The 12,370-nt window shown below is 66.2% G+C and carries 10 protein-coding genes; 5 read left to right on the plus strand and 5 right to left on the minus strand.

The genetic code is table 11. The annotated features are described in order from the left end of the window. Nucleotides 1–50: 50 nt before the first annotated feature. Together adhP and H8S47_RS05935 are read right to left on the minus strand one after the other, a co-directional pair. A complete protein-coding gene (gene adhP / locus H8S47_RS05930; RefSeq protein WP_187502998.1) occupies nt 51–1,088 on the minus strand; it encodes an alcohol dehydrogenase AdhP in 1,038 nt (345 codons plus the stop codon). A gap of 54 nt (nt 1,089–1,142) precedes the next feature. Further along, on the minus strand, nt 1,143–1,823 hold the full coding sequence (locus H8S47_RS05935; RefSeq protein WP_187502999.1) for an NAD(P)H-dependent oxidoreductase: 681 nt from the start codon (nt 1,821–1,823) through the stop codon (nt 1,143–1,145). Between the two features lie 253 nt (nt 1,824–2,076). Between H8S47_RS05935 and H8S47_RS05940 the strand changes: the two genes are divergently transcribed. Beyond that, nucleotides 2,077–4,038 (plus strand): putative bifunctional diguanylate cyclase/phosphodiesterase, encoded by a 1,962-nt coding sequence (locus H8S47_RS05940; RefSeq protein ID WP_187503000.1) that lies wholly within the window; start codon nt 2,077–2,079, stop codon nt 4,036–4,038. On the opposite strand, the gene H8S47_RS05945 is transcribed toward H8S47_RS05940, so the two are convergent. Both H8S47_RS05945 and H8S47_RS05950 read right to left on the minus strand, forming a co-directional pair. Then, complete coding sequence (locus H8S47_RS05945) at nt 4,039–4,974, minus strand: crotonase/enoyl-CoA hydratase family protein (RefSeq protein WP_187503001.1); 936 nt, start codon at nt 4,972–4,974, stop codon at nt 4,039–4,041. A gap of 433 nt (nt 4,975–5,407) precedes the next feature. Then, nucleotides 5,408–5,677: a GlsB/YeaQ/YmgE family stress response membrane protein gene (locus H8S47_RS05950; RefSeq protein ID WP_187503002.1), complete on the minus strand. Its 270-nt coding sequence runs from the start codon at nt 5,675–5,677 to the stop codon at nt 5,408–5,410. Between the two features lie 171 nt (nt 5,678–5,848). On the opposite strand from H8S47_RS05950, the gene H8S47_RS05955 reads away from it, so the two are divergent. Beyond that, nucleotides 5,849–7,324: a helix-turn-helix transcriptional regulator gene (locus H8S47_RS05955; RefSeq protein ID WP_328805437.1), complete on the plus strand. Its 1,476-nt coding sequence runs from the start codon at nt 5,849–5,851 to the stop codon at nt 7,322–7,324. Nucleotides 7,325–7,337: 13 nt separating this feature from the next. Here H8S47_RS05955 and H8S47_RS05960 read toward each other — a convergent pair whose 3' ends face one another. Beyond that, nucleotides 7,338–9,077, minus strand: coding sequence for a chloride channel protein (locus tag H8S47_RS05960; protein WP_187503019.1), 1,740 nt, complete (start codon nt 9,075–9,077; stop codon nt 7,338–7,340). Between the two features lie 398 nt (nt 9,078–9,475). On the opposite strand from H8S47_RS05960, the gene H8S47_RS05965 reads away from it, so the two are divergent. From H8S47_RS05965 to H8S47_RS05975, 3 genes are read left to right on the plus strand one after another with little or no spacing between them, the layout of a single operon-like run. Then, nucleotides 9,476–10,657, plus strand: coding sequence for a fumarylacetoacetate hydrolase family protein (locus tag H8S47_RS05965; RefSeq protein ID WP_187503003.1), 1,182 nt, complete (start codon nt 9,476–9,478; stop codon nt 10,655–10,657). A 4-nt stretch (nt 10,658–10,661) separates the two neighbouring features. After that, nucleotides 10,662–11,447 (plus strand): SDR family NAD(P)-dependent oxidoreductase, encoded by a 786-nt coding sequence (locus tag H8S47_RS05970; protein WP_328805438.1) that lies wholly within the window; start codon nt 10,662–10,664, stop codon nt 11,445–11,447. A 1-nt stretch (nt 11,448) separates the two neighbouring features. Further along, a complete protein-coding gene (locus tag H8S47_RS05975; protein ID WP_187503020.1) occupies nt 11,449–12,327 on the plus strand; it encodes an SMP-30/gluconolactonase/LRE family protein in 879 nt (292 codons plus the stop codon). Nucleotides 12,328–12,370: the final 43 nt, after the last annotated feature.

Consider the following 12,370-nt stretch of genomic DNA (forward strand, 5'->3'; position numbering starts at 1 on the left):
GGGGTGCGTCGTGTTCGGCGCCAAGGCCGACGACCGTGTCGCGATATCGTTCATGACTGGCTTCCGAAATCGAGGACGACGCGCGAGGCGACCTGGCCGTGTTCGAGGCGGTCGAAGATGGCGTTGATCGCCGACAAGGGCTGCAATTCGATATCCGCCTTGACCTTGCCGTCGGCGGCAAAGGCGAGCGCCTCGGCCATGTCCTTGCGCGTGCCGACGAACGATCCGCGCACGGTGATGCAGTTCGCGACCACGTCGAACAGCGGCAGCGGGAAGTCGCCCGGTGGCAGGCCGACCAGCACGCACGTCCCGCGCCGGCGGGTCATCGCCACGCCCTGGTTGAACGCGACCAGCGACGGCGCCGTGATCAGGACGCCGTGCGCGCCGCCGCCAGTGCCGTCCTTGAGCGCGGCGAGCGCATCCTTCTCGCGGGCATCGATCAGCAGGTCCGCGCCCAAGGATTCCGCATGCGCGAGCTTGCCCGCGTCGACGTCGACCGCGGCGACGCGCAACCCCATCGCCTTGGCATATTGCACCGCCAGATGCCCCAGCCCGCCGACACCCGAGATCGCGATCCACTCGCCCGGTCGTGCGCCCGTTTCCTTGATGCCCTTGTAGGTCGTGATGCCCGCGCAGATGATCGGCGCCGCCTCGACCGCGGACAATCCGGCGGGAATGTGCGCTACATAGTTCGGATCGGCGAGGATATACTCCGCGAACCCGCCATTGCGCGTGTAGCCGCCGAACTGCGCCTCGGCGCACACCGTCTCCCACGCGGACAGGCAATATTCGCAGTGGCCGCACGCGGAATAGAGCCACGGCACGCCGACCCGGTCGCCGAGCTTGACGATCGTCACGCCCGCGCCGACCTCGACGACGATGCCGATCCCCTCATGGCCGGGAATGAACGGCGGCACCGGCTTGACCGGCCAGTCGCCACGCGCCGCGTGCAGGTCGGTGTGGCAGACCCCGCACGCTTCGGTCTTGACGACGATCTGCCCCGGCCCAGCGCTCGGCACCGGCCATTCGCGCAGAGTCAGGGGTTTGCCGAATGCCTCGACGACGGCGGCTTGCATCATACGGGTCATGAAACGTCCTAAAAGATGCGGGCTTGAAGATGCGGGCTTGAAAATGCGGGAAGATCAACGCGCCATCCGGGTGACGAGTGCGGGGTCGGCGAGCAGCGCCTCGTCCCCGAACGCGATCTGCGCGCAGGTCCGCTGCGCCTGCGCGGCGACATCGCGCAGATACTGGTCGGCGAACCGCGCGCTGAGCCCCGGCACGATATGCGCGAACCGGCGATGCTCCTGCGATCGCATCCCGAACGCGTGGACGAGATACTGGTCGAAGACGCTGTTCAGGCCCTGCCCCTGCCCCTGTTCGTCGAGCCAGATCTTGCTCGCGGCCGAGGTCGAGAAACTGAGCAGCCGCTTGCCGCCGAGCAGGTTGGTACGCGCCCGCCCCTGCAGCGCTTCGGGCTGGACGCCAGCCCCGAACACGCGTTCGACATAGCCCTTGAGCATCGCCGGCGGGGTCCCGAACCAGATCGGATAGATCAGCACGAACACGTCGCACCCGGCGATATGCTCGATCTCGTCGAGCACGTCCTGGCCGTAGGTCGCCGCGACATTGGTCGGCCGCTCCGCCGCCTTCAGCACCGGGTCGAACCCGATCGCATACAGGTCGCGCAACACGACATCCTGCCCGGCCGCGCGGACCGCCGCGCAATAGGCGTCGGCGATCGCATGGTTGAAGCTGGCCGGGCCGGGATGGCAGAGGAACACGGCATGCCGCCCCGTTCCCGTCTCTTGCGTGTCGCCCATCATCGCCTCGTCCTCCGTCGCAAGCTCACCGGTATCGGCATCGCGGCGCCATCGACCGCGACGTCATCCGATGACCTCGAAACGGTCTACGCCATGCCGGGCGGGTGCTTGATCCCTCGGAAACTACGCAGTCGGTCCGACGCGCTAAGTTTTTCGGCTAAAAAGATAAAATCGGCGCGTTCGTCTCGTTTGGGGCAACCGCAGCGCGAGTATTAACGTTTCTTTCACCTCGCTACCCGCCATGTACGGATCGATGACCGGTCTTATTTCCCGCCTGCGACAGTTGCGACAGTCCGACCAGGCGATCGCCGCGCATGTCCGGCATACCCTTGTCGAATCCCTCTATGCATCGCCCCAATCGCTGGTGATCGGGGCGCTGACCAGCGGCGCGATCACGGCGATCGTGGCGCTGGTCGGCGGAAGCCGGTCGATGGTCGTCTGTGCCGTCGCCATCGTCATCGTCGCCGGCATCAGGATCGTCGACGCGCTCCGCCTGCGCCGCTCTGGCTCGACCCGAAGCACGCTGGCCGGACGCTGGGCCAACCGGCAGGAATTTCTCTATCGCACCGGCGCGCTGTGCTACTCGGCGCTGCTCGGTACGTTCGGCTTGCTGACGCTGGTGCATACGACCGACGGTGTGCTGCAGTTGCTCGCGGTGACGACGGCAGTGGGATATGCGGCGGGTATCGCCGGTCGCAACGCGGGTCGACCGTGGATCGCGCTGTCGCAATTGTGTTTCGCGTCGGTCCCGCTGGCACTGGGACTGTTCGCCTCGGTCGAGCCGCTCAAGATCGTGCTCGGCGTGGTCATCCTGCTGTTCGTGGTGGCGATGATGGATATCACGTTGCAGACCTATGGCGTGATCTTGCGGGCGACGATCGCATCGCGGGAAAAGACCGCGCTGGCGGAGCACCATGCTGCCGTCGCCCGTCGCGACGACCTGACCGGGGTCGCCAATCGCACCGCCTTTCGGGAGCGGTTCGAAGCGCAGTTGAAGGCCGTGGTCGGCCGGGATCACAGTCTTGCGATCCACTGGATCGACCTCGACCGGTTCAAGGAAATCAACGACTCGTTCGGGCATCTTGCCGGCAACGCGGTCCTGGCGGGGATTGCCCGCCGCCTCGACGATGCGTTCGGCAGGAGCGGGATCGTCGCGCGATTGGGCGGCGACGAATTTGCCGTCGTTTGCGCGATCGCCCGGCAGGACGATGCGATCGACATCGGACGGAAGATCATCGCGCTGGTCGAGCGCCCGGTGCAGCATGACGGCCGCATGCTGCGGATCGGCGCGTCGCTCGGGATCGCGATCGCCCCCATGGACGGCACCAATGCCGATACGCTGCTGAAAAACGCCGATCTCGCGCTGTACCGTGCCAAGGACAGCGGGCGCGGGCAGATGTGTTTTTACGAACCTTTGATGGATGAGAAGATCGAACGCGGCCGCGATCTCGCGGCGGAAATGCAGGGCGCGCTAGAACGCGGCGAGTTCCACCTGATGTTCCAGCCGATCTTCGACCTCGCCGGCGAGCGCGTGCTCTCGTGCGAGACGCTGTTGCGATGGACCAACCGCCGATTAGGCTCGGTCTCGCCCGCCGAATTTATTCCGATCGCCGAGGATAACGGCCTGATCGTCGGGATCGGCGGCTGGGTGATCCGGGAGGCGTGCCGGATCGCCAGCGAATGGCCGGCGGACGTGAAGATCGCGGTAAATCTCTCGCCGATCCAGCTACGGTCCACCAATCTGCCGATGGTGATCATGAGTGCGTTGGCGAGCAGTGGGTTCGCGGCGGACCGGCTCGAACTCGAGGTGACCGAGTCGGTGTTGCTCGACGACATCGAGGCGTCGCTCGCGGCGCTCGACGCGATCAACCGGCTCCACGTCCGGACCACGCTCGACGATTTCGGCACCGGCTATTCGTCGCTGAGCTATCTTACCAAATTCCCGTTCCAGACGCTGAAGATCGATCGATCGTTCATCACCGACCTCGAACAGAGCCCCGCGTCGGTCGCGATCGTCCAGACGGTCATCGATCTTGCCGCAAAGCTCGGGATGCGAACGGTCGCCGAGGGCGTCGAGACGCAGGCGCAATTGGATCAACTCCGTCGGACCCGGTGCGATGCGGTGCAGGGCTTCCTGCTTGCGCATCCCATGCCGGCAAGCATGGTGGCGGCGATGCTTGCCGACGGTGGGATCAAGGCGCAGCAGCGGTCCTGATCAGCAGGACGCCACCTGCGCCTTTTCGAGCAGTCTGGTCTGGGCCCCCACCAGGCGTCGCATGAGCTTCAGGTCCGCGTCACTGAGCCTGAGGGCCGCATCCGCCCAAAGATCGACGACGGCCTCGAGCTCGCCGAGCGCCAGCGGATTGACCGATCGCGAAGCCTCGTAGATCGCGCAATGGCCGCTATGGCGTCGACGGTTCTGCCGAATATAGCTCTCCACTTCCGCGCGCCCCCTGCCCGGATCGGCCAGGGCGTGAACGATACCGAGGTCGTAGAGTTCTTCCGCGCTGTAGCTTCGTCCGCTGAGGATCATCTGCTCGGCTCGCGCCGCACCGAGCCTGCGAGACAGGAAGCAGTGCGCCCCCATCCCCGGGAAGAGCCCGAAATTCGTCTCCGGAAGCCCAAAGTTCGTCCCGCGTTCGGCGATCACGACATTGAACGACAGCAGCGCCTCGAAGCCACCACCCAGCGCATCGCCCTCGACCAGGCCGATCGTGATGATCGGCCGATCGAGGCTGAGCATGTTGCGATGCAGGATGCGGACGCAGGCGCGCCCGTAAGCGACCAACGCTTCGCGATCGCCGTTGCGGATGTGGTCGGAGAACAGATCCAGATCGCCGCCGAGCGAGAACACGCCGGGAAAGCGCGATCCGAGCACGACGTAGCGGATCGGCATGTCGCCCGACGAACACGCCTGGGCGATGTCGGCCTGCCAATGTCCGAATTCGGCGAGCAGGCCCGGATTGAAACTCGGCCTGACCCGTTGCCGCATATAGGTCCACAGCGTGTCGAGCTCTGGGTCGAACTGCGTTTCCAGATCCGCGAAAGCGAACGGCCGCCGGGGTTGCGGGGGCGGCGGTATCTCGACTGATCGTTGATGACGCGGCTTGGTGCGATCGACGGGCAGGATAGCAGGATATTCGAGAGTCATGGCGACGTCCTTGTTCACCCGCAGCGTTTTGCTGCGAGCGACATAGGTCGCATTTTCTGGCGAAAGCGCCCGCGAGAAACGCGTTCCGCAACCGCTAAACGCATATGCTCTAGGACGACGTCGCATCTCGCGATGCCGGACTGAAATGCATTGCCGGACTGAAATGCATTGCCGGAATCGTTCGGAGAATATCCCCCCGAATCAGCGGCCCCGCCTGCTCGGCGACGTTTCGAAACGCACCAAACCCGCGTCGCCGGTCAGCGATCGCGGGCTTGAGATTAAATTGGCGCTACGTCCTAGTCCTTCTTCAGGGTCGAAACGTTGCGATTGCCTGCCTTGGTCTGCCGACCGCGAGCCAGATCCTCAGTAAAGGAGTTGGCCGCGCTAGTGAGTGCGGGAGGCGGCATGAGCGTCGCGCCGCCTCCCCGTCTGCTCAGCGAACCGAGCCGCGGCGAAACATGTTGACGATCGCGAGCAGGATCACTGCGCCGACCAGCGAAATCAGGATCGACTGGATGTTGAGCGCGCCGTCCATGATCGATGCGCCACCGATCAGCGGGGTGATCAGGAAACCGGCGAGCAACGCACCGACGATGCCGACGACGACATTGAGGAAGACGCCCTGCTGAGCATCGGTCCGCATGATCATGCTGGCAACCCAGCCGATGAGTCCGCCGACGACGAGAAGAATGATGAGGTTCATGATGTGGCTCCTAGTGGATAATGGTACTGGGGCATCAACCGACATGGTGCGCATTCCGTTCAGTTCCGGCGCGCTTCACGGATTTCGGGATTGGTGCACACGTACCGGGGGCATTGGTATATTATGCCGACGCGTGCGGAACCGGAGGCCTGGCTCCGGCGCTGAACGAGCATGACGAAAACCTCCGGCAAGCCGCTGCATGCGCCCACCCTGCACCACCTGGAACAGCTCATGACCGGGCTGCTGGAGGGCGTGATCCTGATGGATCCGACCGGGATCATTCTCAGCGCCAACCCCGCCGCGCTGAAGATGCACGGCGTCCGCACGGTCGAGGATCTGGGCGAGACCGCGGACGACTATGCCACCCGGTTCCGGCTCCGCCACCGCGACCGGCGCGCGTTGCCGCGACGCGAATATCCACTGATGCGGCTGCTCGCGGGCGAGAGTTTCCCGGACCTGATCGTCGAGGTGGCGCCGGTCGACGCCGACGAGCCGCGCTGGGTACACCAGGTGCGCGACATCGTCATGGACGAGGATGGCGGCGAACCCGATTGCTTGGGGCTGGTCATCAACGACGTGTCCGAACGGTTCGATGCCGAGGACCGGTTCGAGGCGATGTTCCATGCGAACCCTGCGCCGGCGCTGATCATCCGCGTTGCCGACCAGCGCTATGTTCTCGTCAACCAGGGCTTTCTCGACCTGTCGGGCTATGACCACGAGCAGATCATCGGCAAGACGCTGTTCGATCTCGACTTTCTCGCACAAGTCGAGCGCAAGGCGTTCGTCAAGGACCGCGTCGTCAACGGTCAGACGGTGCCGCAACTCGAAGCCGAGCTGCCGCTGGCGAACGGAGAGACGACGCTGGTCATCCTTGCCGGCCAGCCGATCGAAGTCGCCAACCAGGATTGCGTGCTGTTCACCTTCGCGGACCTCGAGCCCAGGCGCCGTGCCGAGCACGCGCTGAAGGCGAGCGAGCGGCACTTCGCCTCGGTGTTCGAGATGGCGCCGGTCGCGATGGTCGTGACGCGGGGCGAGGACAATCGCATCGTCCAGGTCAATGCGGCGTTCAAGGCGCTGACCGGGTATGCGGACGAGGCCGTGATCGAGCGGGTCGCGGATGATCTTCAGTTGTGGAACGACGCGGCGCAGCGGGAGGGACTGGAGACCGAGATTCGCGATCGGGGCGGGTTTCGCGGGCTCGACGTCCAATTGCTCCACCGGAACGGCGAACCGCTCGATTGCCTGGTCTCTGCCGAGCGCGTCAGCATCGACGGCGATCCGGGCGTGCTGTGGCTGTACCAGGACATTTCGGCCCGCAGGCGCGGCGAACTCGAACTGGTCGAGGCGATCGACGCGGTGATGAAGGACGCCAATTGGCTCAGCCGGTCGATCATGGACAAGCTGGCCACGCTACGGAACCCGCGGACCAGCGCAGGTGCGAGCGCACCGGTCGCCGACCTCAGCAAGCGCGAGCGCGAGGTGCTCGAACTGATCTGCCAGGATCTCGACGACGCGGCGATCGCGGACCGGCTCGATCTGTCGCGCAACACGGTGCGCAACCATGTCGCGCGACTCTACGCCAAGATCGGCGTCAACCGGCGCAGCGCCGCGGTGGTCTGGGCGCACGAACGCGGGGTCGGTGCGTGAGCCGGCCGCCGGATCAGCGCTCGCCGAACAGTTCGCGTTGCGATTTTTCGAGTTCTTCGGCGTAGCGGCGTCGTACGAAAGATTCCGACAAGATGCCGAGCACCATCCGGTCTTCGTCGAGGACCGCGAGTTCGTCGGCGCCGGACGCGTCGAAGCGGCGCATGACCTCCGCGATGTCCATCGTCGGCGTCAACGCGGCGTCGGTATTGACGCCAAGCGCACCGACCGGCGACGCGGGATCGAGCCCCTCGGCATAGGCGGTGGGAGTCTGGACGATGCCCGCATAGCGATCGTCGGCGTCGACCAGCACGGTGCGGCTGGTCGCCCCGAGCGGCACCCGGCGGCGGAACTTGGCGATCGTCGTCGCCGCCGGCATCGCCTTGGTCTCGCGCCGCATCATCCGCCCCGCGGTCAGCGTCCGCACCCAGCCGACGTCACGCGCGCTCTTGATCGTCTCGCCGCGCAGATGCAGCCGCCAGGTCGAGAAGCTGTAGCCGAACGTCTCGCGCACGATCGTCGACGACACGAGCGCCGCCGCGAGCACCGCACCGGTCAGCGCGAAGTCGTGAGTCGCCTCCAGCACGAGCATCGCCATCGTCATCGGCCCGCCGACCACCGCGACCGCGAGCGCCGCCATCCCGACCAGCGCGGCGTTGCGCGGATCAAGCACCTCCTGCCCGATCACCGCCGCGAGGCTGCCGGCGAACAGATGCCCGACCAGCGTGCCGAGGAACAGCGACGCGAAGAACAGCCCGCCGCGAAACCCGAACCCGAGCGACACGATCGACGCCGCGCATTTGGCGAGGAAGATGGTCGCGATGAACGCCAGCGGCGCGCCGAGCGCGAGATCGGCGTGGAGTGCGCCATGCCCCGCGGACAGAACCTGCGGCGATACCAGCGCGACCGGAATCAGCAGCAGCCCACCGATCGCGGGACGCAGCCAATCCGGCAGGCGCGCACGCCGCGTCCCCCGCTCGACCAGCGCGACCGCGTGCATCAACGCGATACCGATGCCCGCACACAGCGCGCCAAGCCCGGCATAGAGCAGGTAATGATGCGTCTCGGTCGGCATCGTCGAGACCGAATCGATCACATAGGGCTGGATCCCGAGGAGGTGCGCGACCAGCGTACCGGCCAGCGCCGCGGCGACCACCGGCGCGAGCGCGGTCGGCGTATAGGCGCCGATGACGATCTCGAACGCATAGAACGCTCCGGCCAGCGGCGCACCGAAGGCGGCGGCGATCGCCGCACCGGTGCCGGCGCCGACGAGGTTGCGCAGATCGGCGCGGCGCAGGTTGAACGCGGCCCCCGTCACCGACCCGATCGCGCCGCCGAGCTGCGCATAGGCCGCCTCCAGGCCGACCGATGCGCCGAAGCCGTTGGACAGCATCGTCTGCCCGGAGATCACCAGACTGTCGGGCACCGACATGCGGCCGCCGTGCAGTGCGTTCGCCTCGACCGCATCGACCATCCGCCGCTTGCGCGCGCGAGTCGCCCAGGAGAACAGCGCGAGCACGATCCCGCCGATCGGCAGCACGATCAGCGCCGCCAGCGGCAGCGAGGGCAATGCGCTGAGCCGGGCGGCGGATGAAAGGCCGAACAGGATATGCTGCATCGTCCGCGCGGCCGCACCCTGCAGCACGCTGAGCAACCCCGCCCCCGCCCCGACCAGCGTCGCCAGCACGATGAACGCGGCTTCGCTCGTCCGGACGCGCCGGCGAAACCATTTGAGGGCGGACAGAGGTTGCAGGATCAGGCACCCAATCGCGATGGTCGATATCCGCCTCTACGTCCTGGCGCGCGTTTTGCCACCGCGCTTTCGTCGTTGGCAGGCGCACGGCGGTCCGCGACGTGGCGATCGGACCGTGGCGATCGAACCGCAGCGCAATTTCGGGCTGCGCGGTCGGCGTCGATGATATCGTTATCATCAAAGCGGTCGCGCTGGGCCCTATGGTTTGCGCTTTCGCGCGCTACCGCCCGGCACTGCGTTGACCGCGTCCCGACCCCGTTTCATAAGGCGGTTGATTTATCTGATCAATGTCGTTCAATTGTTCATTGCGGAAGTCGGATCGGCGATCGCATAGGGGATGGGATGATGTAACGCAGGGGGCTTGACGGGCTCGCTGGCGCGCATAGGGTAACGCTAACAATATGGAGAGGGATATCGTGGAGATCGCATTCGCATCGGCGGTGGCGTTGCCTGCCGACTGGGACCAGGCCATTTTGCTGGGCAGAATCGACAGCGGCGATGGACCTACCCCGGTGATCGTTCGTGGCGGTCGCGTCTACGATATGTCGCGTGTCGCACCGACGGTCGCCGATCTGGTCGCGTCGGGCGAGTTCGATACGAATGGCGGTACCGATCTGGGTCATCTCGACGACCTGCACCTGTCGCCCGAACACGGTGCCAAGATCCGCCTGCTGAGCCCGATCGACCTGCAATGCGTCAAGGCATCGGGCGTGACCTTCGCCGTGTCCGCGCTGGAACGCGTGATCGAGGAACGGGCGCGCGGCGATGCGTCCGCCGCGGTCGCGGTCCGCGCCCGTCTCGAGGAGCGCGTCGGCGGCAGCATCCGTTCGGTCGTACCCGGATCGCCCGAAGCCGACGCGCTGAAAGCCGCGCTGATCGAAGACGGCATGTGGTCGCAATATCTCGAGGTCGCGATCGGCCCCGACGCGGAGATCTTCACGAAGAGCCCGACGCTGTCGACGATCGGCTGGGGCGGCGAGATCGGCATCCGATCCGACTCCACCTGGAACAACCCCGAGCCAGAAGTCGTGCTGATCGTCGACCGCGACGGCAAGACCGTCGGCGCGGCGCTCGGCAACGACGTCAACCTGCGCGATTTCGAGGGGCGTTCCGCGCTCCTGCTCGGCAAGGCGAAGGACAATAACGCGTCCTGCTCGATCGGGCCTTTCATCCGCCTGTTCGACGACAAATTCGGCATGGACGACATTCGCGCCGCGGAGATCGCGCTGACGATCGAGGGCGCCGATGGCTATCGTCTCGACGGCAGCAGTTCGATGGACCAGATCAGCCGCGATCCCGAGGATCTCGTCCACCAGGCGATGAGCGAGCATCAATATCCCGACGGCTTCGTGCTGTTCCTCGGCACGCTGTTCGCACCGACGCAGGACCGCGACGAGCCCGGCCGCGGCTTCACGCATGCGGTCGGCGACGTCGTCACGATCTCCAATCCGAAGCTTGGCGCGCTGGTCAATCCGGTGACGACGTCGAAGGATGCCGCACCGTGGAATTACGGGATCAGCGATCTCATGCGCAATCTGGCAGGTCGTGGCCTGCTCGCGCACACCAAGAAACAGGGAGCGTAACCACGTGCTGCAAAAGACCAAAGCCACCGACCAGACGGCGATCTATCCGAGCCTGAAGGGCAAACGCGTCCTGATCACCGGGGGGGCGTCGGGGATCGGCGCCGGCCTGGTCGAGGCATTCGCGCGTCAGGGTGCGCACGTCGCGTTCGTCGACATGGCCGAGGACGCAGCGAACGCGCTGATCGAAACGCTGACGCCCGACGTCGCGACCGCACCGATCTTCCTGCCCCTCGACCTACGCGACATCGATGCGCTCAAGTCCACGGTCGCTCGGATCGAGGATCAGCTCGGCGGGATCGATATCCTGATCAACAACGCCGCCAACGACGATCGCCACACGATCGACGAGATCACGCCCGAATATTGGGACGAGAGGATGGCGACCAACCTGCGCCACCTGTTCTTTGCCGGCCAAGCCGTGGTGCCGTCGATGAAGCGCGCCGGCGGCGGCGTCATCCTCAACTTCGGCTCGATCTCGTGGCATCTCGCGCTGCCCGAACTGCTGATCTATCAGACGGCCAAGGCCGGCATCGAGGGCATGACCCGCGCGATGGCCCGCGACCTGGGTGGGGATGGCATCCGCGTGAACACGATCGTTCCGGGCAACGTCGAGACGCCGCGCCAGCTGAAATGGTACACGCCCGAGGGCGAGGCCGAGATCATCGCCGCGCAGTGCCTGAAGACGCGCGTCCAGCCCGCCGACGTCGCGGCGCTGGTGCTGTTCCTCGCCTCGGACGATGCGCGGATGTGCACCGGCCATGATTATTTCGTCGATGCGGGCTGGCGCTGACATGCCCCGCGAGATCCAGGCGACGAGCATCTGCGCGGTCGGCGCGACGCTCGGCGAAGGCCCGATCTGGGTCGAGCGCGACGCGGCCCTGTGGTTCGTCGATATCAAGGCGCCGAGCGTGTACCGCTTCGATCCCGAGACCGGCACGCTCGACAGCTGGGACGCGCCCGACCAGACCGGCTGGGTGATCCCCGCCGACGATGGCGGCTTCCTGGCCGGGGTGCGCGGCGCCCTCCACCGGTTCGATCCGGCGACCGGCGCGTTCGAGCATCTCGCCGCCGTCCACCCAGAAACTCCCGGCAACCGCCTGAACGACGCCGCGCGCGATTCCGCGGGTCGCGTCTGGTTCGGGACGATGGATAACGCCGAATCCGACGAGACCGGCCATGTCTATCACTGGCATCGGGGCGCGCTGACCAAGACCGACATCCCGCCGGTCGCGATCACCAACGGCCCGGCGATCGCGCCCGACGGCCGCACGCTCTACGCCGTCGACACGCTCGGCAAGCGGATCGATGCGTATCCGGTCGACGCCGACGGCAGGCTGGGTACGCCGCGCGTGTTCCTGACGGTCGGTCCCGACGACGGTCATCCCGATGGCGCGATCTGCGATTCCGAAGGCGGCGTCTGGGTCGGGTTCTTCGGCGGCTGGGCGGCACGCCGCTACGCAGCTGACGGCAGCCTGACCGATATCGTCCGCTTCCCGGTCGCGAACATCACCAAGATCGCGCTCGGCGGTCCCGATGGCCGCACCGCCTATGCGACGACCGCCGCCAAGGGCCTCGACGAAGACGCCCGCGCCGCCCAACCGCTCGCCGGCAATCTGTTCACCTTCCGCGTCGCCATTCCCGGCGTGCCCGTCGATCCCGTCACCCTGTAAATTGCCAACGATGCCGCCAGAGCGTCGTACCGGAGAGGAAATA

Origin of the sequence: Sphingomonas albertensis, from assembly GCF_014358075.1 — a bacterium.
Lineage (GTDB): Bacteria > Pseudomonadota > Alphaproteobacteria > Sphingomonadales > Sphingomonadaceae > Sphingomonas > Sphingomonas albertensis.